We start from the raw sequence: 24,832 nt of genomic DNA, 5'->3' as shown, positions 1-24,832 counted from the left end.
CTCCTTTTTCTATTCTCACCCCTCGTATTATATCATAAAGAAAAGGACAAGCTTCCTTACCTACACGAGTAACCATACGTTCGTGCAACGCTAGAAATGTTCAACGAAAAAAGGTAGCAAAGCGCTACCTTCATTCAATATACACATCTCCAAATAATTGATCTCTCAAGAAGAAATATCATAATTAGGAAAGATTGCTACTTCTAAAATTATACATCCTTACTGTTCCATTTGTTTCGCTAAGAAACTTGCAGCAGTATTAACTGCTTTATGCTCAATCTCGCTTATAATAGCTTCTTTTGAAAAAATAATGACAGCTCCAATTGGGTCTCCATTTGCAACAATTGGTCCAACTGTATAAGAGTGAACCTTTTCTGTTACGCCATCAATAATGGAAATATCACTTTCGTCCGTCATAATAACAGACTTTCTTTCTTCCATCGTTTTTTCAATTAGATCGCCAACGCTTTTATTTAAGTATTCTTTTTTTGATACACCTGATACTGCGATAATAGAATCTCGATCGCATACAAGCACATTATGTCCTAAGCTATCATATAAAGCCTCTGCATATTCTTTTGCAAAATCACCTAGTTCGCTAATTGGAGAGTATTTCTTTAAAATTACTTCCCCATCGCGATCTACAAATATTTCTAGTGGGTCCCCTTCTCGAATACGTAAAGTTCTACGAATTTCCTTCGGGATTACTACCCTACCTAAATCATCAATTCGACGTACGATTCCAGTTGCTTTCATTCTAATGCTGCCTCACTTTCTACTGATGATCAAAGTGGTGAATTTACCTGTTCATGTAAAAATCACCAACTGTTAGACATAGTATTTTACACATTAGTTCTTCTATGCACGTCGAATTGCATTTTTTTATCTAATATTAGGCATTTATGACTTCTTTTTTTACATCTGGCAAGCCTTTTAATAAATTTTCAGCAATTGTTAACCACTTCGATGTCTCTAAGCCATTTGTTTTCATAACGATTTTCAATTGTGATCCTTCCATTCCTAGACCAATCATACGTCCAAAACTATTTCCAAGCATGAATAATTTTCCACCATCAATATTTTGACTCGCTTGTTCTGAGAACAGAATTGTTACTTCAAATTTATTTTGCTTAATTAACTCAATTTGTTCTTTCATTGCCAACACTTTAATATTTGCGATTTGTAATAAGTAACCAACTTCTTGCGGGTAATCACCAAATCTATCTATCATCTCTTCCTGCAATTCTTCGATATCCTCAATTGCAGAAACCCCTCTAAATTGTTTATACATCATAATTTTTTGTTTACTATCTGAAATATAAGCATCCGGTAAATATGCATCTACTTCTAAATCAATTTCAACATTAACTGTATTTTCAACTCCGTCTGTTCCTCTACGCTGTTCAATTGCATCTTTTAACATTTGAGAATATAAATCAAAGCCGACAGAATCAATAAATCCATGTTGTTCGGCTCCTAATAAGTTACCCGCACCACGAATTGATAAGTCTCTCATCGCAATTTTGAAACCTGATCCAAGCTCTGTGAACTCTTTAATAGCTTGCAGACGCTTCTCAGCAACTTCTGATAACACCTTATCTCGTTTGTATGCAAAGTATGCATACGCAACACGATTAGAACGTCCAACACGTCCACGGAGCTGATACAACTGTGATAATCCCATACGATCCGCATCAAATACAATTAACGTATTTACATTCGGAATATCTACACCCGTCTCAATAATCGTTGTACTTACAAGAACATCATGCTGCCCTTCTAAAAACGATAGCATAACAGACTCTAATTCACTTTCGTTCATTTTCCCGTGTGCATAAGTTACACGCGCGTCTGGAACTAACATCGAAATTTCATCTGCTTTTCGTTCGATATCCTCTACACGATTATACAGGAAGTAAACTTGACCACCTCTTGCAAGCTCTCGTTCTATCGCTTCTCGCATTAATGCTGGATTATACTCTACTACATATGTTTGAACTGGGAAACGATTTTCCGGCGGCGTCTCAATAACAGATAAATCACGCACACCAAGCATAGACATATGGAGCGTACGCGGAATTGGAGTTGCCGTTAATGTTAATACATCGACATTCGCTTTTAATTGTTTAATTTTTTCTTTATGCGTTACACCAAATCTTTGTTCTTCATCAATAATAAGAAGACCTAAATCTTTATAAGTAACATCTTTAGACAAAATACGATGTGTTCCGATTACAATGTCTACTGTGCCATCTTTTAGGCCCTTAATCGTTTCATTTTGCTGTTTTCTCGTACGGAATCTACTTAACAATCCTATATTAATTGGATAATCTTGAAAACGCTCTCGAATTGTTTCATAGTGTTGTTGTGCAAGGATCGTTGTCGGCACTAAAATTGCAACTTGCTTTTCATCCATAATCGCCTTAAACGCCGCACGAATAGCTACTTCTGTCTTTCCATACCCTACATCGCCACAAAGAAGCCTATCCATTGGACGTCCTCGTTCCATATCCTTTTTAATCTCTTCAATAGAACGTAATTGATCCTCTGTCTCTTGATACGGGAAAGAAGACTCAAATTCTTGTTGTTCTGCCGTATCTGGTGTATATGCATAACCCTTTGAAGCTTCGCGCTCTGCATATAGTTTAATTAAGTCATCTGCAATATCTTGTACAGATTTTTCAACTTTCGTTTTGACCTTCTTCCAATCGTTTCCGCCCAATTTATAAACTTTCGGATCCTTACCTTCAGATCCTACATATTTTTGCACTTGGTCAATTTGTTCAATTGGAACGTATAACTTATCATTACCTTGGTATTTAATATTTAAATAATCTTTATGAACACCATTAATCTCTAATGTCTCGATACCTAAAAATTTACCTATACCATGATTTACATGAACTACATAATCCCCAACTTTTAATTCCGAATAACTTTTAATACGTTCAGCATTAGATAACTTTTGCTTACGTTGTGATTTTTTAACTTTCTTATGAAAAAGTTCTTTTTCAGTAATGACAACAAGTTTTTGCATCGGCATTTCAAACCCTGCATGTAAATCACCTACAGCAATTTGTAACCTTCCAGGCAATAATATATCTGTGCCCTCTACAATATCTGCCTCAATATCATAGTCACTTAAAATATGTTGTAGTTTTTTTACACGTTCATCATCTGTACCTAACACAACCGTCGTAAAATGCCCTTCGTTCCATCTATCAATTTCAGTTTTCAATAACTGCATCTGTCCATGGAAATCTTGCATTGTTTTACATGTTACATTCACAATGTTTTGTGGGTGTGTATGGGCGATATGACGTAAGAATAACGTTAAATATACAAAGCTTCTTTTTTTATGATGAAGAAATTCTTCAAACGAGTGGGAGAAAGATAAATCTTGAATAATCGTTCCCTCACCAAGAAGTGATATATACCATTCCGCCTCTTCCGTTTCAAGATGTGATGCTGTTTCTTGAATACGGGAAATCTCATCTAAAATCACAACACCATCTTCTGGTAAATAATCTATCAGACTAGCAGGTTCGTTATAGAAAATAGATAAATATTTAAACATCTGTTCTATACTTTGCCCGTTTTTTAACATTTCAATTTCATGACTTACCGTCTCAAGCACTGTAGTCTTCAATTTATCATCGGAAAGTTTTTGCATCGTCTTAGTCAAGCCTTCTTCAAGATGCTTAATTCCCGATTTCAATTCTTCCTGTGAAAATAAGAACTCCGTTGCTGGACCGAATCTAACACTTTCTTTTTTATCTTGAGAGCGCTGTTCATCCACATCAAATAATCGAATAGAATCGACTTCTGTGTCGAAAAATTCAATACGAACTGGTAACTCTTCAGTTAGTGGATAAATATCTAATATTCCCCCGCGTAAACTAAATTCCCCAGGAGCTTCTACCATCGACTTACGCTCATAGCCAATATGGTGTAAGGTATGCAAGAATGTATCTAAATCAATCTCTTGCCCTAGACTGATTTCGATTTGCCTTTGCTTCCACAATTCTTTCATTGGTAAAAATCTGCGTAACCCTGCGACTGGTGCTACAATAATCCCGTGCTCTCCTGCAGCTAAGCGATTTAATACTTCAATGCGTTGTGCCTTCAATTCTGGGCTTGCAACACCAAGTTCTGATGCTATCAATTCATTTACTGGGTATAGCCACACATCTTTTTCACCAAGTAACGCCACTAAATCTTCGTGTACTTTTTGTGCTTGATATAAATTATGCGTCACAATAAGTTGTGATTTTTTTGTTTTTTTATATAAGGCCGCCATTAATAACGAACGAGAAGAGGTTGCCATACCTGATACAAGTTGCTCTTTTAAACCATCTTCTAATCCATTAATAACCGATTGGATCTCTTCATTTTTATAAAATTGCTCTAATAAACCTATCATTTTCAAAACCCCTCTCAACATAAAGAGCAAGCCACTGTATTTTATGCAAATATTTCGGAAAAAGAAAACAGAAAAATGCTTTGGACATGCCAAAGCGCCAACATTTTATTGCAGAAATTTTTCATATTCATAATACTCAGGATAAGATGCGAGCGTTTCTTGACACAATTCACAAATCGTTTGTATATATATATTTCCATTCTCATGAAAATGAATCATCTCTACTACTTCTTGCTCTGTTAGTTGAAATAAAACGTCGCTATATACTTTTTCTGCGGTAACGGAGCCTACATTACTCCCGCAATGTCTGCAATAATAATACCCTTCCATACTAGCCTCCTATAAAATCCAATTACTGCTAGTATGGGTAAAAATAAAATAAAATATTCTCAATCATACCCTTAACTATTGAAAGTATTCATGATTTGAAGAAAAGGTTTATTTAACCATTCTTCACATGCATCCGCCGCTTTTTCAATAGAATGATTAACATCAGGAATTTCTTCTGATGTAAAACGTCCTAATACGTAATCTACTACCTTCATTCCATTTTTCGGACGATCAATTCCCATGCGGATACGTTGAAACTCTTGTGTTCCTAAATGTGAAATTGTTGATTTCACACCATTATGTCCACCAGCGCTACCTTTCATACGAAGGCGTAATTTACCTACAGGGATGTCTAAATCATCATACAGAACAACGAAGTCCTCTACATCAATTTTGTAATAATCCATAAGCGGACGAATACTTTCCCCAGATAAATTCATATATGTAAGTGGCTTTAATAAGATTACTTTTTCTCCATTAACAAATCCTGCACCAAATACTCCTTTAAATTTTTGTTCGTTTAAAGAAATATTCCAACGCTTTGCAAGTTCATCAATTGCCATAAACCCAATATTATGCCTTGTTAATTCATATTCTCTACCCGGGTTCCCAAGTCCTACTATCAATTTCATTCTTGTACCACTACTTTCTTTTTTCGATACGAAAAGACGTAACCAATCTTGGTTACGTCTCATTCTATCCAATTAATTGAATAATACACTTACAGATTCTTCTTCGTATACACGAATGATTGCTTCTCCGATTAGTGGAGCAACTGAAAGTTCATGTACTTTGTCGATCTTCTTCTCTTCTGGTAATACGATAGAGTTCGTTACAACTAACTCTTTAATATTTGAGTTTTGAATACGCTCAATTGCTGGACCAGATAATACTGGGTGTGTACAGCAAGCATATACTTCAGAAGCACCGTTCTCAACAAGAGCGTTTGCTGCTAATGTAATTGTACCAGCTGTATCAATGATGTCATCAATTAAAATTGCTGTTTTACCTTCAATATTACCGATAATGTTCATTACCTCTGATACGTTTGGACGAGGACGACGCTTATCAATAATAGCGATTGGTGCTTTTAGGCGATCTGCCATTTTTCTAGCACGAGTTACCCCACCGTGATCAGGTGACACGATTACGATATCTTTAAGACCTTTTGTTTCAAAGTAATCTGAAAGAATCGGTACACCCATTAGGTGGTCGATTGGGATATCAAAGAACCCTTGAATTTGTGGAGCATGTAAATCTAGAGTGATTACACGAGTTGCACCTGCTGTTTCAAGCAAGTTTGCTACAAGTTTCGATGTAATTGGTTCACGAGAACGCGCTTTACGGTCTTGACGCGCATAACCATAGTAAGGAATAACAATATTAATTGTTTTTGCAGATGCACGCTTTAATGCATCGATCATAATAAGTAATTCCATGATATGTTCGTTTACTGGGAAGCTTGTAGATTGAATAATGAATACATCGCAACCACGGATACTTTCTTCAATGTTAATTTGAACTTCTCCATCACTAAAACGATCAACAGAACATTTTCCTAGCCCTACTCCAATGTGCTTTGCAATTTGCTCCGCAAGTTCCTTATTAGAGTTTAAAGAGAATACTTTCAAATTAGAATTTAGATATTGAGTCGACATCTAGATTAACCCTCCACATTATGATTTTTTCTTATTCAGCAATTGATCAACATAGTCTTCTTTGTTAACTTGACGTGCACGTGCTACAGATAATGCTTTTGATGGAACATTCTCTGTAATTGTAGAGCCTGCTGCCACATAAGCACCATCTTCAACTGTTACAGGAGCAACAAGGTTTGAATTACATCCAATAAATACCCCGTTACCAATCACAGTTTTGAATTTATTCTTACCGTCATAGTTCACCGTAATTGAACCACAACCAAGATTCACGTCTTCTCCAATTTGTGCATCCCCGATATAACTTAAGTGTGAAGCTTTACTTCTATTACCAAAAACAGTTTTTTTGATTTCCACGAAGTTTCCAACGCGTACTTCATCTCCAATAACTGAATCTGGGCGAATATGTGCAAATGGACCAACCGATACTTCTGTACCAAGTTTACTATCATGTACAGTAGATTGACGAATTGTCGTACGATCTCCAATTTCACTATCGCGAATTACTGTATGCGGTCCAATTTCACAATCAGAACCAATTACAGTGTTTCCCTCAATAATTGTTCCTGGATGAAGAACTGTATCACTACCGATAATTGCATCAGCAGAAATATATGTGTTACTTGGATCGATAATTGTAACACCATTTACCATATTCTTTCGGTTGATACGGTTTTTCATAATAATTTCCGCTTGCGATAGAGCGACTCTGTCGTTAACACCTAACGTTTCATCGAAGTGCTCTGTTTGATAAGCCGATACAATATGACCTTCATTTTTTAAAATCTCAATAACATCTGGCAGGTAATATTCACCTTGTACGTTATCATTTGAAACTTTAGAAAGTGAAGCAAATAAAGCTTTATTATCAAAACAATACGTACCTGTATTGATTTCTTTAATAGCTAATTCTTTCTCATTTGCATCCTTATGCTCAACAATCTTTTCAACATGACCGTTCTCATTACGAACGATACGACCATATCCAGCAGGTTCTTCTATGTACGCTGTTAGCACCGTTGCCATTGCCCCTGCTTCTTTATGTTGCTGAAGTAATGCTTCCATCGTTTCAGCAGTTATTAGCGGTGTATCACCACAAATAACTAAAGTTGTTCCTTCTTCATTTGCAAGTACACTTGCAGCTTGATCTACAGCATGCGCTGTACCAAGTTGTTCTGCTTGTAATGCAAACTCACTTACGTTTCCTAGCTGTTCTTGTACCATTTCAGCACCATGTCCTACGACTGTTACAAGTTTCTGCAATCCTAATTGAGATACTTGATCGACAACATGTTGTACCATAGGTTTTCCACATACAGGATGAAGCACCTTGTATAGCTTAGACTTCATACGTGTGCCTTTACCTGCAGCTAGAATCACTGCAAATCTGTTTGACATATAGACCCTCCATCGCAACCTATTTATCCATTAAAGATATTATCCTAAATCATCATATATTTCAAGAAACACATTTTAACTATTAAATTTTACCATAATTCTTATAAGATGTTTTACTCTTTAGTATCTTTTTTAAGAAATAAGCTATACTATTTAAAATGATTTTGAAAAAATTAGAAGTTTCCCTTCTTCTTTTATTTAATTTAGAATTTTCTAAACAGAATATATGTATAAACACAAAAAAACAAACCCCTGTAAATGCTTACAGGAGTTTGTTGCAAAATTATAGGGCTTCTCTAAAAAGCCCTTTTCATTCGAATTTTACGAAGCACCCGCTTCTTCAAACTCAACCTCTTCTAACTCGCCTAAACGATGATACTCTGTTAAAACCGCATCTTGAATTTTAGAGCGTGTACCAGAATTAATTGGATGTGCAATGTCACGGAACTCTCCATCTGGAGTACGTTTACTTGGCATTGCTACAAATAATCCATTATTACCATCAATTACACGAATATCATGAACAACAAATTCATGGTCTAGAGTAATAGAGGCAATTGCTCTCATGCGGCCTTCTGTGTTTACGCGGCGTAATCTTACGTCAGTCACTTCCATCTTGTGTTCACCACCCTTTTCTAAATAAGCGATATATTTGTATAAATTCCACAAAATTTCTAATTTCCCTTTAATTTTTTAAAAATTTTTAAGATAAAAATTTTTAATGTAATTGAATATAGAGATTAGTGGAGGTTATCGCTTACAAAGGACTACTTAACTAGGGCGATTACCTCAATTTCAACTGAAACATCTTTCGGTAATTTTGCTACTTGTACACAAGAACGAGCTGGCTTATGAGCAGAGAAATAAGAACCGTATACTTCATTAACAGCATTAAAATCATCCATATCTTTTAAGAATACTGTTGTTTTTACTACTGTATCAAATGAAGCACCTGCTCCTTCTAATACTGCTTGTAAATTTTGAAATACTTGCTCTGTTTGTACTGTCACGTCTCCCGCTACAAGCTCTCCACTTGCAGTTAACGGAATTTGCCCTGAACTGTAAAACATATTATTTACAATAATCCCTTGTGAATATGGTCCAATCGCTTGTGGTGCATTGTTTGTTTGAACAACTTTCATATTTTTCACCCTTTTATTATTTATTTTTACTCTTTAAAAATAGTGCACGAAAAGCAGTTTGTCCATCTATTTTATAATTTATAAATAGAATAAAAAAAAGATAAAGCTATTTGCTTTACCTTTTTACTCAGCCTCTACAAGCCTCTCATCAAATGGTGCCAATGAATAATTTCCTTTTTCTACTTGAATCGCTTTTTCTTTTACATCAACTTCTGATAAGCGAATTAATGATACAAAGTTGTTAATTAGTCTTTCTTCAATATCAGTAGACTCTACTAATACACCAATACCAACAACATTGGCCTTAAACTCTTCTAACATACTCATCATACCTTGAATGGTTCCGCCAGCTTTCATGAAGTCATCAATAATTAAAACATTTGATCCTTCTGGAAGGCTACGCTTTGCTAGCGTCATTGTTTGAATGCGCTTAGAAGAACCTGACACATAGTTAATACTAACAGTTGGACCTTCTGTCACCTTATTATCTTTCCTTGCAATTACTACCGGTACATCTAAGTAGTTCGCCACTGCATAAGCAAGTGGAATCCCCTTTGTTGCCACCGTCATAACTGCATTAATTGGTTGCCTAGCAAAAACAGAAGCAAACAAACGACCTGCGCCATTAATATGACGAGGATTACTTAAAAGATCTGTCATATATAAGTAACCACCAGGCAAAATACGATCTGGATTTTCAAATAAGCTACACAGCTCACCAATAATTAGATCTGCCTCTTCCTCACTTATATATGGTATATATTTCACTCCTCCTGCTGCTCCTGGTATCGTTTGCAATGTGCCGACCCCTTGTTGTTCAAACGTTTGCTTAATAATAACTAAATCTTCACTAATAGAAGACTTAGCTGATTGATACCTTTCAGCAAAAAAAGTGAGAGAAACTAGCTGACGAGGGTTTTGTAACAAGTAATAAGTCATATCGACTAATCTTGTACTTCGTCTAATTTTCATACTCTCACCTCAAATCACGAATATTCTAAACAAATCATAACGTATTATACGTCTTTATTCAAGCGTTTCTCGCTCTCCTAATAAACGTACTGCGTATACTTGTTCACAAAATCCTTTTAATCCGTTATATATACGATGCATTCGTGAGTCATGGTGCACAAGACCGAATACAGTTGGACCACTTCCACTCATTAATACGGCATCCGCCCCAAATCGCTTCATCTGTGCCTTAATACGTGCAACTTCAGGATGCATCGCAAACGTTACATCTTCTAAAACGTTACCAACAGTATCACAAATCCCTTTGTAGTCCCCGGCATTTATGACATCAACCATTTTATCTACATTCGGATGTGTAACTCGATTTAACTTTAAATTCCCATACACATCAGCAGTAGATACACCAATATGAGGTTTTGCTAAAATAACCCAGCAAGAAGGTGGAGTTTTTATATGCTCAATTTGCTCTCCTCTTCCAGTGGCAATTGCTGTCCCACCATACACGCAAAATGATACATCTGATCCAATTTCTGCGCCAAGCTCTGCTAATTGATCAATTGTAAGCCCTAAATTCCATAATTTATTAAGGCCACGTAATGTCGCTGCTGCATCACTACTTCCACCTGCTAATCCAGCTGCTACTGGAATCGTTTTTTCAATAGTAATAGATACGCCTTTTTTCACATTAAACTTCTCTTTTAATAATCTCGCTGCTTGATAAGCTAAATTTCTTTGGTCGTCTGGGACATACCGATTATGGGATAAAATTTCAATACGGTCTTCTGCTAATTCCATTAGTTCTAAACGATCCGCTAAATCAATTGTTGTCATAATCATTTTCACTTCATGATATCCGTCTTGTCTTTTTCCCAGTACATCTAACGACAGATTAATCTTTGCTGGTGCTTTCACTAGTAGCTTCAATCTATTCACCCACTCTATGTACTCAATCTTTTATCGTTTATTTTACCATAAATTTATAGTAAGACGATGACACTTCCCTAATTATAACGAAAAGCATTCAGAATGAAACTACTTATGTAAAATGATGGCACCTTTTATAGTACAAAAAGCCGAGGAATCACTCCTCGGCTACCGTAGCATAGAAAGTATCTTACAACTACTGGTTTTGTTTCATTAATTGCTGTTCTGCAATTTCTATAGCACGTTTCACCATGTTACCAGCATCTTTCGCACGAATTCCGCCCCATCCTTCTTTTTGAACAACATCATAAAAGCCTAGCTCTTTTGCAAGCTCTTCTTTAAATTGATTTGACATGACACCTCTTCGTCTACTCAATGCAGAGTCCCTCCTTATTTTGCTACGGTATAATTAGTATGCAAAATAATATAGCTTTTCATTTGTGGGAATATATGTAACGATACATGGATTATAAAATCGCTTCATTATGAGGTTCACCATAAAATGTTAACTCTACTGTCTCTGTTAAAACATCCGCATAGCTATACGATACACGTTGCAATGCATCTTCTTGTTGATCCAGTTGTACAACAAAAACAGAACGATACGTTTCTGCAAGTACACCCGATTGTTCTACAGTTTTTCTTCTCCCACTGTTTGCCTTTAACATCAGTCTCTGTCCAAGATGGTGATCTAATTCGCTTTTAATTTCATCTAAACGTTTTGACATATACTTTGTTACACCTCGCTGTAATTTAGATTGAATACTTAAAACACGATATATCTATCCCAATTATTAACCGCAACTCACAGACAATATCATTATAAAAGCATTATGCGTTCGAATAGATAGAAGAAATACTATATTGTAAAAGTATCATTATGTAGTCTGTGCGTTCTTGTCTCTTTTTATCCAAGCTGATTTAAATCCTTTCTATACAAAAAAGCAAGATACATATGTACCTTGCTTATTCTTCATAATGTTGAAAGGGTAATCCAGTTCGTAAAATCCCCCTTGTCTCAATCCCACCAAGTCCCTTTTCGCCAGTAATCGTATTACGTACAACATCCCATACATTGACTCTCTCCATAAATGACGTAAAACTAATTTTACCAACCACATATACAGGATCTAGTGCGTGAATATTAATTCTAGATGGGGAACTAGCAAAATTAGCGCCTGCTCGAATTAATGCTTCAAAGTGTGATTGACATGCCCCAGCAAAAATAACGAGTTGATCCAATGATGGATATTTCTTTCGCACCTCTCGAACAGCCTGTACAAAATGCCTTGAATGCCTATATGCCGCTAAATCTCCCTTTACGCCTTTTGCTTTTGTATATGCATCGTGCCCTGTGATTACTAAAATATCTGGACGGAAATGGTCTATTAAATCTACCACCTTTTCATGCATCTCTGTTTCTTTACAATGAATACCTTGTACAGGAACACCAATTTTATTATATAGGTCTAGACACTTGCGCAAATATAATGGATCTCCATCTATATGCAGTACACGTCCTGGCATTTGAAAATAATTCACCTCACTTGTATATCCACCAGTTGAAGTGTGTTCATGCCTTTGTTTCATTAATACATAATCTTGTTGAAACAAACGATACGTGCGCTCCATTGTTTCTTTCTCACGCTTCGCTCTTTTTTTATGCTCTCGTTGATCTATACTAATTAAATCTTCAAGTGGTGCATCTGCCACCAATCTAATTTCCTCTCCAAATAATATAGCTATCTCACCTTTTATTTCTATAATACGAAAAAGAATATCCCTATTATGAGAATATCGTTCCACTAACTCTCCAACATGTAAAGCCATTCTCCTACCTCCAAACTCGTTAGGCCATCTTACCTGTTTTTAAAGTATGAATGTAGGAGCGGAAAGGTGACAAAAGGGACAGTTCAAGTTGAACTGTCCCTTTTATATTCTTATGATAATTTATGAAGAACTAATGCATTACTTAATGTTGCAAACTCCTCGATAGATAGCGTCTCGCCTCTTCGTTTTGGATCAATTCCTACCTCTGTTAAAATTCGATCCAACAACTCTTTATCTTTCGGGAAACCATTTAAATTATTGGATAAATTATTCATTAAAGTTTTACGACGCTGTGCAAAACTTGCTCGTACTACTTCAAAGAAGAACGTCTCATCCGTTACTTCTACAACTGGTTTCGGGCGCTTTAGGAGGCGGATAATTGCAGAATCAACATTTGGTTGTGGTACAAACACTGTACGCGGTACAGTCATAACTGTTTCTACCTCTGTATAATATTGAATAGCAATTGATAAAGAACCATACTCTTTCGTTCCAGGTTTAGCAGCTAAACGATCCCCAACTTCTTTTTGCATCATAACAACAAATCCACGAACCGGTAATTTCTCTTCTAGCAATTTAAATAGAATTGGTGTTGTAATATAGTATGGTAAATTAGCTACTACCATTACATCTTGCCCTTCTTCAAATTGCTCACTAAACACCTCATGTACATCTGCCTTTAGTACATCTTTATTGATAACTGTAACGTTGCCATATGGAGCTAACGTCTCATCTAAAATCGGTAATAATCTTTGGTCGATTTCAAAAGCCACCACTTTTTTAGCACGCTTCGCTAATTGTTCTGTTAATGCACCGATACCTGGTCCAATTTCAATTGCACCACTTTCCGAACCAATTTCAGCGTGATCAACGATACGATTTAATACATTCGTATCAATTAAGAAATTTTGTCCTAAACTTTTTTTGAATGAAAATCCATACTTTTCAACAATGTCTTTCGTACGATTTGGCGTTGCGATATCCTTCATTTTCTTTCCTCCTGTATGACTTGCTTATAAGCTTCTGCAAATGATTCCTTTGAAACTTGAAACATTTGTAAACGTTTATGTAACTGTTTTGCGTTTGTATAACCAATCTTTAATAGCTTACCCATTCTTTCTCTGCGACTCTTTGCCATTTCTCCGCCCACTAAACCTGCATCGACTAGATCGCTCCAACTAATTTCACTTGTGTAAGCTTCCATTTCTTCATGTATATTCTCTAAAGCACGGCGAATTGATTCATTAGAAGCATGTTCAATTCCCACACCTTTTTTCCTTTTAGCCAGTGCTTCTTCCTTCGGTAAAAAAGCATGTTTACATCCAGGAACCTTATCAGAAATAATTTTTCGAATACGCTCTCCAGGGTAATCCGGATCTGTGAAAATAATAACGCCTCTTTTTTGCAGCGCTAATTTAACTTGCTCAATAACATGATCACCGATTGCTGAACCGTTCGTTTCAATTGTATCCGCATCAACAGCACGCTTAATTGCAACTGTATCATCTTTACCTTCTACAACGATAATCTCTTTAATTTTCATGCTTGCCTCCACACTCGTTTCGTCTCTACTTAGTAAAACAAAAAAATGACGACTTTTCCATTATTATTTTCCCCATTCTTACATTTTAAAAAATAGAATGTCCAAAACTTTGTTCTCTCTCCTTATTGTAACACTTCCCCCATTCGCCCGTATTTTCTCTGTCACTCCCGCTACTTTTTTATAAAAAATAAAAAAAGAATGGGTTCTCCCACTCCTTTTTATTCAACACCAAATAAAGCTTTTGCATTTTTCGTTGTCATATCTGCTACTTCCTCATAAGAAATTCCTTTTAAGTTCGCAATTTCTTCTGCTACGAGTTTTACATAACTTGGTTCATTTCGTTTCCCTCGAAATGGATGCGGTGTTAAATACGGACAATCCGTCTCTATTAACAATTTCTCTAATGGAATCTCCGCAGCAACTTCTTTCGGCTTCTTAGCGTTCTTAAATGTAACTGGTCCGCCTAACGAAATTAAAAAGTTCATATCAACACATCGCTCTGCTACTTCTACACTGCCACTAAAGCAATGCATAATGCCTCCTACTTCAGCTGCATTCTCTTCTTCTAGAATATCAACGATATCTTGAGTTGCATCGCGGTTATGTATAATAATCGGCAATTTTACTTTTTTAGCTAATGCAATTTGTTTACGGAATACGTCTTTCTGAATTTCTTTTGGGGACTTATCCCAATGATAATCTAAGCCCATCTCTCCAAGTGCAACGACTTTAGGATGAGAAGCAAGTTCCTCTAACCAAGCTAAATGTTCTTCTGTCATATCGATTGCATCAACTGGATGCCATCCAACCGCAGCATAAATAAAATCATAAGCTTCTGCTAATTCAATTGCCTTTTTTATCGTTACTTCGTCAAAACCAACAACAACTGTATAAGTAACTCCTGCTTCTTTCATTCGGGCAATAACTTCTTGCAAATCTTCTTCAAATTGCTCTGCATTTAAATGTGAATGTGTATCAAACAACATCATACATAACTCCTTTTATATTGAAATCAAGTTTATTCTACAAAAATAAGCTCTTTCATAACTTAACGATAACAATACTACAATCTTAATGCAAAAATTGAGAATGTAAAAAGAAAAAAGACGCTTCACACATGTTACACGTGAAACATCTCTTTTCTTGTCTTAATTACTTGATTTTTGTACCATTTGGTAGATTTTGGTCAATTGATGCTAATGACAATACGCCATTCTCTTCACCTGCTAAAATCATACCTTGTGATAATTCACCACGTAATTTTACAGGTTTTAAGTTTGTTACACAAATAACCTTTTTACCTTTTAGGTCTTCTGGTGAATAGAATTTTGCAATCCCCGAAACAACTTGACGCTTTTCTGTACCTAAGTCTAGTTGGATTTTTAACAACTTGTCTGCTTTTTTCACAGGTTCAGCAGATAGTACTTCAGCTACGCGTAATTCTACTTTAAAGAAATCATCAATTGTAATTTCTTCTGCCTTCGGTTCTTCTTCTTTTTTCTCTTCTACTTTAGGAGCAGAGGCTTTCATTTGTTCTTTAATGTACTCTACCTCTACTTCCATTTCTAAACGAGGGAAAATCGGGTTTCCTTTTTCTACTTTTGTTCCAGCTGGAATGCATCCAATTGTAGACAGGCTTTCCCAAGATGTATGTGCTTCTTCAGTAAGGCCAAGCTGAGCAAACATCTTGCTTGGTGCTACTGTTAAGAATGGCATAAGCATAATACCCGTTTGGCGAAGTACTTCTGCTAAATGAGCCATTACAGAAGCTAACTTTTCACGATCATTCTCATCTTTTGCTAATACCCACGGTTGTGTTTCATCAATATATTTATTCGTACGGCTAACCAATTGCCAAATTGAGCTTAGAGCTACAGAGAATTCCATATTCTCCATTGCTTCTTCTACTTTTTTCAATGTATCCTGTGCAAACGCTACTAACGTTTCATCAAATTCCGTTACATTTGCTTTAAATGCAGGGATTTCTCCGTTAAAGTATTTATCAATCATAGCTACTGTACGGTTTAATAAGTTACCTAAGTCATTTGCTAAATCGAAATTAATACGCTCCACAAATCCTTCTGGTGTGAATACGCCATCAGATCCGAACGGAACTTCACGAAGTAAGTAATAACGTAATGCATCTAATCCGTAACGATCGATTAATGTAACTGGATCTACTACGTTACCTTTTGACTTACTCATCTTTCCATCCTTCATTAAAATCCAACCATGAGCAAATACTTTTTTCGGAAGAGGTAAATCTAATGCCATTAAAATGATTGGCCAATAAATTGTATGGAAACGAACGATTTCTTTTCCAACTAAATGCACATCTGCTGGCCAGAATTTCTTATACATCTCTTCATTTTCTGTTCCATAACCTAATGCTGTAATATAGTTAGATAACGCGTCAACCCATACGTAAATAACGTGTTTCGGGTTACCTGGAACACGAACTCCCCAGTCAAATGAAGTACGAGAAACTGCTAAATCTTCTAAGCCTGGTTTAATGAAGTTATTAATCATTTCATTCTTACGAGACTCTGGCTGAATGAAATGTGGATTCTCTTCATAGAATTTTAATAGTCTGTCTACGTATTTACCCATTCTAAAGAAATAAGATTCTTCACGAACAAGCTCTACATCATGACCACTATCTGGACTTTTTCCTCCAACTACTTTGTCACCTTCCATAATTGGATTTACTAATTGGTGCTCCGTATAGAATGTCTCATCTTGTACAGAATACCAACCTTCATATTCATCAAGGTAAATATCGCCTTGATCTACTAGTTGCTTGAAGATTTTTTCAACAACATCTTTATGACGATCTTCCGTTGTACGAATAAAATCATCATAAGATATATCCATCTTCTTCCAAAGCTCTTTAATTCCTGCAACGATGTTATCCACATATGCTTGTGGTGTAACATTTAATTCTTCTGCTTTCTTTTGGATCTTCTGTCCATGCTCATCAGTTCCTGTTAAATAATGAACATTATATCCTTGCATACGCTTATATCGTGCCATCGCATCCCCTGCTACTGTTGTATAAGCATGTCCAATGTGTAATTTTCCACTTGGATAATAAATTGGGGTAGTAATATAAAAGGATTTGTTTTCCTTTGTCATTGTTTTGGACCTCCCGGATAACCTCATATGTATTTATAAATAGTATATCAAAAACTTATATATAAAGTGAAACTTTAATCTGTGAGGGTCTTGTTCATTCCCACGGATTATCAACCCACACCAATCGGACTTTTACGAGCAATCCGACTTCCACTTAACTTCTTTGGCCCAGCCGAATTTAAAATTTAGAATCTTACTGCTCGTTAATGCAGAATAAAAACAAGTTCATATTTTTATATTTATCATCTATTACTCATATTTCAAGAAAATATACAGTCATTACCTATAATTTATAAACTTTTCTGAAAATAAAATGAAATAATAGTAGAAATTACTCACATTCTATTATATATAAGAAGTAAGAAATCTATAAATCTTTTTAAAAAATATAGAATTTAAGAATTGACGGAAATGTAAATGATTGGTATCATATGTCCATAGGGTATTTTGTCGAAAAATGACGAATCTAAAAATAGACTCGAAACTTATAAACTATTTCTTTAGGAGGAAAAGAATTATGAAATCTACTGGTATCGTTCGTAAAGTTGATGAATTAGGTCGTGTAGTAATTCCAATCGAATTACGCCGTACTTTAGGTATTGCAGAAAAGGATGCTCTTGAAATCTATGTTGATGACGAGAAAATCATCTTAAAAAAATATAAGCCAAACATGACTTGCCAAGTAACTGGTGAAGTATCTGATGGTAACCTATCTTTAGCTGAAGGTAAAATTATCTTAAGCAAAGAAGGCGCTGAGCAAATCTTAAACGAACTTCAAGATTATATCGAAACAGCAAAATAAGCTTCTCAATTATGAGAAGCTTATTTTTTATCGACATGATAGATTTGATATACATCGCGTTTCGACAAATCTCGATCTTTAGCGACTGTTTTTATCGCCTCTTTTGAATTCATACCTTTTTCGTTTATATAATGTTCAATATGGTCATAGACCGAAATAGATTCCCACCATTGTTCTTCTGGAGCAGGTTCTTCCGTTGAACCAGCTACTAAAATACAAAACTCACCGCGAACTTCATTTTGTTTCGTCCACTCAATTGCTTCTTCGACTGTTCCACGAATAAATTCCTCGAATTTTTTCGTTAACTCTCGGCATAATACGATTTCTCTATTTCCCAATACTTCTTGCATCGAGATTAAAGTATCATCCAGGCGGTGAGGTGCTTCATAAAACATCATTGTAGTTTGTATATAACGAAGCTTCTCTAACTCCATTTTTCTTTCTTTTTTATTTCTTTGTAAAAATCCATAGAAATAAAACTGTTTTGTTTCAAGGCCTGATGCAATTAATGCTGTAAGGGCTGCATTCGCCCCAGGAAGCGGGATAACATGATACTGTTCCGCTACAGCCTCTACAACAATATCGTAACCTGGATCGGAAATACACGGCATACCAGCATCACTAACAAGTGCTACTGTCTTTCCTTCGTCTAACTTATCTAATATTTTCTTCCCACTTACTTCCTTATTATGCTCATGGTAACTCATAACAGGCGTTTCAATTTCGAAGTAATTACAAAGTTTTTTCGTTTGTCTCGTATCTTCAGCAGCAATTAAATCCGCTTCTTTTAAAATTCGGATTGCACGAAATGTCATATCTTCTAAATTCCCAATAGGGGTTGGTACTAAATATAAAACGCCTTTTTCATTTTGTTGAAAACTTTTTTGTTGCCACATAAGGTTCTCCTTTTTGCATATATTCTTCTTTTTGTTTTCTATTTAATTGCTTAAAATAGTACTCTGCTTGCATAGCTGTACGCTTATCTTCATGAAATTCTACGTATTTTAAAGCAACAGGAAGTCTAGCACGCGTATACCTAGCCCCTTTTCCGCTATTATGGGTCTCAATCCGCTTCTCTATATGATTTGTATATCCAGCATAATAACTTCCATCAGAGCACTCTACTACATAAAAACAATGCTTATTCTTCTCCATATAAAATTGAACGAATCTCCTTTGTATATTCATTATTTTCTTCATATACAAAAAGAGGTGGCAATATTTTTAAATCTGCGTTTCCGTCCTTAATTCCTTCAATTAACAATGTATTTGCTTCTTTTCCTGCCTTAGGATAAACAAATCGTACACGCTTTGGTTCAATTTTATACTTCCGCATTAATGTAACAATGTCTAGTAAACGACCTGGACGATGTACAAATGCTACTTTCCCGCCTTGCTTTACTAGCTGACTACTTGCAGATACAACATCCTCTAGTGTACACATAATTTCATGACGAGCTATCGCTAAATGTTCATTCATATTTTTTTCAGAAGTTGCAGGTGTTTGGAAATAAGGGGGATTACATGTGACAACATCATATTGATGACGTCCAAGTTTCTCCGGCATATCTTTCAAATCCCCGTGTATTAAGTGAATTCTTTCTTCCAACTTATTGTATTGGACACTTCTTATTCCCATATCATATAAGCGTTCTTGAATTTCTACACCAGTAATATTCCCTTTTGTTCTTGTACTTAATAGAAGGGGCACAACGGCATTACCTGTACACAAATCAAGTAAATTACCTTTTTGAATTGGCACCCAAGCAAAGTCTGCAAGTAAAACAGCATCTAACGAGAAATTAAATACTGATGGGCTTTGTATAATCTTCAAATCTTGTGCTAATAAGTAATCTAAACGTTCATCTTCATATAAATTCATATGTTACTCCTTTTCTTACACTTAACCTACCCTATTTCATCTTCAACTAATAAAAAACATATTTCATTCTACTCTCATGTATAAAAAATTACCTTTCCAATTATCATTGGAAAGGTAATTTCACTTTTTATTTAAAAATGACAGGCAGAATAAACAATCTCCCTCTTTACGTACACTTCCATAATGCAGATTACAAATATGAAAACCTTCTTGATATAGTCTTGCTAAATTATCGTAGCCTTCACCAATATCTGTTTTCGGCTTCACTTCTTTACGTTTTTGAGTTTTTTGTTTTTCTTTAATCTGCACTTCTTCAAAGCGGTGTCGCAAATTTTCGTTTTCCATTTTTATATGTTGGTTTTCTTCCAACAACTCTGCAAGATGTTGTTTTAATTCTCCCAACTGTTTGTATAAATGTCCAATTTGCTCTTCCATACTAGAAACCGATGCAAAAATATCTTTTTTCTCCACAAGCACCCACCTCATTAATCTGTGGTTTGACTCGAAACGACCCCTTTATTCACTAACTCATCTAACGTATATTCTACTATCCGTTCCTTGTCTACTAGTTCCACTTGAATTAATCTTTCTAAAATATTTAATCCGATAACACGGCCAGTACCATGCGGGGTTTGTATACGTTGATCTAAATCAGGAAGTTGTTCCTTTGCTGCCTCATATTCATCGTTCTCATATTTTAAGCAACACATTAAGCGACCACATAAACCAGAGATTTTTGCAGGATTTAATGATAAATTTTGATCCTTTGCCATCTTAATAGATACAGGTTCAAAATCCCCTAAAAAAGTAGAACAACAAAGCATACGACCACATGGACCAATACCACCAAGCATCTTCGCTTCATCACGAACACCAATTTGTCTTAGTTCAATTCTTGTTCTAAAAATTGCTGCTAAGTCCTTCACTAGTTCGCGGAAATCAATCCGACCATCCGCAGTAAAGTAGAAAATAATCTTATTGCGATCGAACGTATACTCTACATCTACAAGTTTCATATCAAGATTATGTTCTACTACCTTTTGTTGACAAACTTGATATGCTTCTTTTGCAGCATGTTTGTTCTCTTCAACAATGGTACGATCGTTTTCATTTGCAATACGAATAACCTTTTTTAGCGGTAATACAACGTCGTTTTCATCAACTTGCTTTTTGGTAATAACTACTTTTCCGTATTCAATACCTCTTACCGTTTCTACAATTACAAACTCATTTTCAGAGATATCGAACTGATTTGGATCAAAGTAATACACCTTTCCGGCCTTCTTAAAGCGAACACCTACTACATCATACAAAACGGTCATCCCTCCTGCAACCGCAACACTAACTGTTCGAACACAAGCTGCGCATTTACATTAGCGTTGATTCTATTTTTTGCCTCTAATATATTAAAGAGAGCCGATACAATGCGCTTCTGAGCGTAGGAGAAAGATTCAAACATCTCTTTCTGCTCATGAAAAACAAGACGATCTTCTTCTCCAAGTTGAACATATAATAAATCCTTATAAATAAGGAGTAACATATCTAAACCTTGCTGTAATTGTTCTTTCTCTCCAAAGTGTTTCCCCCATTTTTCTTGTACAAAAAAAATAGAGGCTTTATCTTTTTCGAGCGCTTCACATAATTTTATCACTAAAGCTCGTGCTTGTGCAAACCATTCATCACTACATAAAGCTAAAGCTTCATCAAAACTATTTGTGAGTTGTGCAGCAAGTGTCGATAAAGATGCCGTAACACCTTCATCCTGTAATCTTCTAATTAAAGATTCCGTAGGTAAAGGTCTAAATGTAACAACTTGACAGCGAGATAAAATCGTATTTAAAATTTGATGACTTTGTTCAGTAAGTAAAATAGCTGTTGTATCACTACTTGGTTCTTCTAAAAATTTCAAGAGTGTATTCGCCGCATTTGCTGTCATACGGTCTGCGTGTTCAATAACATATACTTTTTTATTTGCTTCTAATCCTGTTTTTGAAAACTCTTCTTGTAAATCATGAATTTGCTGCTTCTTAATAGATAATCCGTCTGGTTTTACAATATGTAAGTTTGGGTGGTTACCTGAATCAATTCGCTTACAATTTGTACATACATGACAAGGCTCTACCCCATTCCGCTGAGAACAGAGGAAACTCTTTGCCATTTGAATTGCTGTCGCAAACTTTCCTGTCCCTTTCCCTCCCTCTAACAAATAAGCGTGGGATATACGCTCTTTTGCAATGCTATTCATCAACATTTTTACACCGATGGGTTGTATAGCAGAAAGCTGCTCCCACGTCTTCGTCATAATGCATACCTCACTTATTTCATTCTTTCCTTCTATTATAACAATTTATCTTCTATAACCTGAATAACTTCTTCTATAAGTTTTTCCATTGGTTGATCAGCATTTACCAATACAATACGATCCGAGAAACGTTCTACAACTTGTAAGTAGCCTTCACGCACACGTTTATGGAAAGAGATATCTTCCATGTCCAATCGATTCACTTCACGTCCTGCATCTTTTGCGATTCGAGCTAAGCCAACCTCTGGCTCAATATCTAAGTAAATTGTTAAACTAGGCATACAGTCCTCTGTTGCAAAACGATTTATTTCAAACACTTTATCCATACCTAATCCTCTTGCATATCCTTGATATGCTAAAGAGCTATCTATAAAGCGATCACATAATACAAGGTAATCCTCGTTAAGCGCCGGCATAACTTTTTCTACTAAATGCTGTCTACGTGCAGCGGCATACAAAAGCGCCTCTGTACGTGCTTCCATCATCGTATACTCTTGTTTATGTAAAATCGTTCTAATATCCTCAGAAATTGCAATACCACCTGGTTCTCTTGTCGCCATTACCTTTTGTTCTCTTTGTTCAAAGTATGGTAATAAACTTTGAATTAACGTTGTTTTACCCGAGCCTTCTGGGCCTTCAATTGTTACAAATAATCCCTTCATCCTAAAACCTACTTTCTATATCATACACTTTCATATATTTTGTGCTGCCTTGAAAACGAGCGCCAGCTTTCTCTAAATACATAATTTGCTCTTTATGCTCTGAAGTAATTTTTTCTCCATACATAATCAATGGAATTCCAGGTGGATACGGAATTACCATTTCCGCCGCTATCATCCCAACTGCTTCTTCTACAGATACTACTTTTGTTTCATACCCTTCCAGTTGTTTATATGTATACGGTAAAGGAGAAATTTCTCCTTTATAAGTATAACGAATAGATTCCTTCTTGTCTTTCACCTCATAAGATTGCAATGCCATCCGAATCATCTCTATAGCCTTCATATACTTCTTATTTACTTGCAAGGGCAAAATAAATAAGACATTATATGGATCTGCCATTTCCGTATATATACCGACCTTTTCTAATACAGACTGTAATTCGTATCCCGATAACTGACAACGTGTCTGTACGGTAACCTTTAACTCGTCTTGTAATGGATATTGTAAAATAGCTATTTGTGGGATAGAAGACAATTCTGCTTTAAATTCCCGTAAAAACTCGACAATTTCATCATGTCCCTTTTCTTTTATACGCGCTATTGTAAAGCGTGCAATATCAAGAGAAGTCATAATTGGATACGATGGACTACTAGATTGTAGCATACTTAAATAAGTAGAAACTTTTTCTTCTTTCACTAAACTGCTATTTATATGTAAATAGGATCCCATCGTCATCGCAGGTAATGTTTTATGTGCGGAATGAACTACAATATCTGCACCATATGCTAAAGCTGACTTTGGAAATGCTCCGCCTAAACAAAAATGAGCCCCATGTGCTTCATCTACTAAAACAGGGATTTTATGTGCATGTGCATAAGCAATACTTTCCTCTAAATCCATCCCCATACCATAATAATTAGGATGTGTTAAAATAAGTGCTTTCGCATTTGGATATTTTTCAATTGCTTCCTTAATAACTTCATTATGAATTCCCACGGGTACGTTATAAGCTTCATCAATCCACGGATCTAAAAAAATTGGATTTGCTCCTGCTAATTTTAAACCATTAATAATTGATTTATGACAATTTCTTTGTACAAGAACAATATCATGTTCCCCACAGCAAGACAAAATCATTGCTAAGTTCCCGACTGTTGAACCATTAATTAAAAAATAACTTTTTTTCACTTCATATACATCAGCTAATAATTGTTGTGCCTCTTCTATACATTCAAACGGACTATGTAAATCATCTAACCCTGATAATTCAGTTACATCGATAGATAGTATATCTTTAAACTCCTCTACTGCCTCCTGAGGGAAGTTTAAACCATTTTTATGACCTGGAACATGAAAGGATAATGGCCCTCTTTCTTTAAACTCTATTAATGCCTCATATAAAGGTATGCGATTTTGATTCATCTATATCTCTTCCTTATTATTTCATTCTTTCTCTATTATACAGAACAAAAAAAATAATAGGCATATGCCTATTTAAAAATATGATACTTCTAATTTCCGAAGTTGTTTTAAATAATATATATACTTCGGATCATTTGTCTCCGTATTCACCATGTCTTTTTCACATTCATAACATATTAAATTATTATAAACATATATTCCTTCTTTTCTTTCTGTCTCACAAACAATACAAACTTCGTTTTGTGATTTCATATCCTTCCCTCCCTATTCAAATGAACATATTTCATACTTCTATTCCTTAACAATTTCCAGAAAAATATACATCGATTTCTTATATAATATGATTCATTCTTGGGCAACGTGTTTGTATTATCATGACTTCTTTTTACGTACTGTTTGAAAACAC

General features: G+C 35.5%; 27 protein-coding genes. 1 reads left to right on the top strand and 26 read right to left on the bottom strand.

Annotated elements, in window-relative coordinates; all coding sequences use genetic code 11:
• Nucleotides 1-219: 219 nt before the first annotated feature.
• From spoVT to metG, 17 genes are all read right to left on the bottom strand, one after another.
• Nucleotides 220-756 (bottom strand): stage V sporulation protein T, encoded by a 537-nt coding sequence (gene spoVT, locus ACZ76X_RS28440; RefSeq protein ID WP_000648306.1) that lies wholly within the window; start codon nt 754-756, stop codon nt 220-222.
• Between the two features lie 136 nt (nt 757-892).
• Nucleotides 893-4,423, bottom strand: a complete 3,531-nt coding sequence (gene mfd, locus ACZ76X_RS28435; protein ID WP_342716594.1) for a transcription-repair coupling factor — start codon at nt 4,421-4,423, stop codon at nt 893-895.
• 105 nt (nt 4,424-4,528) lie between these two features.
• On the bottom strand, nt 4,529-4,753 hold the full coding sequence (locus ACZ76X_RS28430) for an anti-sigma-F factor Fin (protein WP_098668009.1): 225 nt from the start codon (nt 4,751-4,753) through the stop codon (nt 4,529-4,531).
• 71 nt (nt 4,754-4,824) lie between these two features.
• Nucleotides 4,825-5,385, bottom strand: coding sequence for an aminoacyl-tRNA hydrolase (pth, locus tag ACZ76X_RS28425; protein WP_001979768.1), 561 nt, complete (start codon nt 5,383-5,385; stop codon nt 4,825-4,827).
• A 72-nt stretch (nt 5,386-5,457) separates the two neighbouring features.
• Complete coding sequence (locus ACZ76X_RS28420) at nt 5,458-6,411, bottom strand: ribose-phosphate diphosphokinase (RefSeq protein WP_000107420.1); 954 nt, start codon at nt 6,409-6,411, stop codon at nt 5,458-5,460.
• A gap of 18 nt (nt 6,412-6,429) precedes the next feature.
• Nucleotides 6,430-7,809: a bifunctional UDP-N-acetylglucosamine diphosphorylase/glucosamine-1-phosphate N-acetyltransferase GlmU gene (gene glmU, locus ACZ76X_RS28415; RefSeq protein ID WP_098668010.1), complete on the bottom strand. Its 1,380-nt coding sequence runs from the start codon at nt 7,807-7,809 to the stop codon at nt 6,430-6,432.
• A gap of 321 nt (nt 7,810-8,130) precedes the next feature.
• Nucleotides 8,131-8,424, bottom strand: coding sequence for a septation regulator SpoVG (gene spoVG, locus ACZ76X_RS28410; RefSeq protein ID WP_000454041.1), 294 nt, complete (start codon nt 8,422-8,424; stop codon nt 8,131-8,133).
• A gap of 152 nt (nt 8,425-8,576) precedes the next feature.
• Nucleotides 8,577-8,951 (bottom strand): RidA family protein, encoded by a 375-nt coding sequence (locus tag ACZ76X_RS28405; protein ID WP_479852414.1) that lies wholly within the window; start codon nt 8,949-8,951, stop codon nt 8,577-8,579.
• A gap of 123 nt (nt 8,952-9,074) precedes the next feature.
• A complete protein-coding gene (gene purR / locus ACZ76X_RS28400; RefSeq protein ID WP_479852413.1) occupies nt 9,075-9,923 on the bottom strand; it encodes a pur operon repressor in 849 nt (282 codons plus the stop codon).
• A 54-nt stretch (nt 9,924-9,977) separates the two neighbouring features.
• Nucleotides 9,978-10,847, bottom strand: a complete 870-nt coding sequence (gene ispE, locus ACZ76X_RS28395; RefSeq protein ID WP_000772099.1) for a 4-(cytidine 5'-diphospho)-2-C-methyl-D-erythritol kinase — start codon at nt 10,845-10,847, stop codon at nt 9,978-9,980.
• A gap of 196 nt (nt 10,848-11,043) precedes the next feature.
• Nucleotides 11,044-11,223: an acid-soluble spore protein SspF gene (gene sspF / locus ACZ76X_RS28390; RefSeq protein WP_001985066.1), complete on the bottom strand. Its 180-nt coding sequence runs from the start codon at nt 11,221-11,223 to the stop codon at nt 11,044-11,046.
• 91 nt (nt 11,224-11,314) lie between these two features.
• On the bottom strand, nt 11,315-11,575 hold the full coding sequence (gene veg, locus ACZ76X_RS28385) for a biofilm formation stimulator Veg (RefSeq protein WP_098668012.1): 261 nt from the start codon (nt 11,573-11,575) through the stop codon (nt 11,315-11,317).
• Nucleotides 11,576-11,813: 238 nt separating this feature from the next.
• Nucleotides 11,814-12,677 (bottom strand): sporulation peptidase YabG, encoded by an 864-nt coding sequence (gene yabG / locus ACZ76X_RS28380; protein ID WP_048526387.1) that lies wholly within the window; start codon nt 12,675-12,677, stop codon nt 11,814-11,816.
• A gap of 110 nt (nt 12,678-12,787) precedes the next feature.
• On the bottom strand, nt 12,788-13,666 hold the full coding sequence (gene rsmA, locus ACZ76X_RS28375; RefSeq protein ID WP_000651552.1) for a 16S rRNA (adenine(1518)-N(6)/adenine(1519)-N(6))-dimethyltransferase RsmA: 879 nt from the start codon (nt 13,664-13,666) through the stop codon (nt 12,788-12,790).
• Nucleotides 13,663-14,220 (bottom strand): ribonuclease M5, encoded by a 558-nt coding sequence (gene rnmV, locus ACZ76X_RS28370; protein WP_000692830.1) that lies wholly within the window; start codon nt 14,218-14,220, stop codon nt 13,663-13,665. Before rnmV ends, rsmA begins: the two co-directional genes overlap by 4 nt.
• A gap of 218 nt (nt 14,221-14,438) precedes the next feature.
• Complete coding sequence (locus tag ACZ76X_RS28365; protein WP_479852412.1) at nt 14,439-15,206, bottom strand: TatD family hydrolase; 768 nt, start codon at nt 15,204-15,206, stop codon at nt 14,439-14,441.
• A gap of 166 nt (nt 15,207-15,372) precedes the next feature.
• The gene (gene metG, locus ACZ76X_RS28360; protein ID WP_479852411.1) at nt 15,373-17,355 is read right to left on the bottom strand and encodes a methionine--tRNA ligase; all 1,983 of its coding nucleotides are present in this window, start codon (nt 17,353-17,355) and stop codon (nt 15,373-15,375) included.
• Nucleotides 17,356-17,872: 517 nt separating this feature from the next.
• On the opposite strand from metG, the gene ACZ76X_RS28355 reads away from it, so the two are divergent.
• Entirely contained in the window at nt 17,873-18,157 is a 285-nt protein-coding gene (locus tag ACZ76X_RS28355; protein ID WP_000843036.1) for an AbrB/MazE/SpoVT family DNA-binding domain-containing protein, read from the top strand.
• Nucleotides 18,158-18,177: 20 nt separating this feature from the next.
• Here ACZ76X_RS28355 and rsmI read toward each other — a convergent pair whose 3' ends face one another.
• From rsmI to ACZ76X_RS28310, 9 genes are all read right to left on the bottom strand, one after another.
• On the bottom strand, nt 18,178-19,053 hold the full coding sequence (gene rsmI, locus ACZ76X_RS28350; protein ID WP_098925333.1) for a 16S rRNA (cytidine(1402)-2'-O)-methyltransferase: 876 nt from the start codon (nt 19,051-19,053) through the stop codon (nt 18,178-18,180).
• Complete coding sequence (locus ACZ76X_RS28345; protein ID WP_098668017.1) at nt 19,022-19,312, bottom strand: GIY-YIG nuclease family protein; 291 nt, start codon at nt 19,310-19,312, stop codon at nt 19,022-19,024. Before ACZ76X_RS28345 ends, rsmI begins: the two co-directional genes overlap by 32 nt.
• Nucleotides 19,299-20,039: a tRNA1(Val) (adenine(37)-N6)-methyltransferase gene (locus ACZ76X_RS28340; protein ID WP_001055351.1), complete on the bottom strand. Its 741-nt coding sequence runs from the start codon at nt 20,037-20,039 to the stop codon at nt 19,299-19,301. Before ACZ76X_RS28340 ends, ACZ76X_RS28345 begins: the two co-directional genes overlap by 14 nt.
• 120 nt (nt 20,040-20,159) lie before the next feature.
• The gene (gene yabA, locus ACZ76X_RS28335; protein ID WP_000412056.1) at nt 20,160-20,510 is read right to left on the bottom strand and encodes a DNA replication initiation control protein YabA; all 351 of its coding nucleotides are present in this window, start codon (nt 20,508-20,510) and stop codon (nt 20,160-20,162) included.
• A gap of 14 nt (nt 20,511-20,524) precedes the next feature.
• The gene (locus tag ACZ76X_RS28330) at nt 20,525-21,352 is read right to left on the bottom strand and encodes a PSP1 domain-containing protein (RefSeq protein ID WP_000272429.1); all 828 of its coding nucleotides are present in this window, start codon (nt 21,350-21,352) and stop codon (nt 20,525-20,527) included.
• A gap of 5 nt (nt 21,353-21,357) precedes the next feature.
• The gene (gene holB, locus ACZ76X_RS28325) at nt 21,358-22,341 is read right to left on the bottom strand and encodes a DNA polymerase III subunit delta' (protein ID WP_087951393.1); all 984 of its coding nucleotides are present in this window, start codon (nt 22,339-22,341) and stop codon (nt 21,358-21,360) included.
• 35 nt (nt 22,342-22,376) lie between these two features.
• Complete coding sequence (gene tmk / locus ACZ76X_RS28320) at nt 22,377-23,003, bottom strand: dTMP kinase (RefSeq protein WP_479852410.1); 627 nt, start codon at nt 23,001-23,003, stop codon at nt 22,377-22,379.
• Nucleotide 23,004: 1 nt separating this feature from the next.
• The gene (locus ACZ76X_RS28315) at nt 23,005-24,426 is read right to left on the bottom strand and encodes an aminotransferase class I/II-fold pyridoxal phosphate-dependent enzyme (RefSeq protein WP_479852409.1); all 1,422 of its coding nucleotides are present in this window, start codon (nt 24,424-24,426) and stop codon (nt 23,005-23,007) included.
• A 72-nt stretch (nt 24,427-24,498) separates the two neighbouring features.
• Nucleotides 24,499-24,678, bottom strand: a complete 180-nt coding sequence (locus ACZ76X_RS28310; protein ID WP_000842028.1) for a sigma factor G inhibitor Gin — start codon at nt 24,676-24,678, stop codon at nt 24,499-24,501.
• Nucleotides 24,679-24,832: the final 154 nt, after the last annotated feature.

The organism is Bacillus sp. BC05(2025) (assembly GCF_056725905.1).
This window is presented reverse-complemented; position numbering and strand designations above follow the sequence as displayed.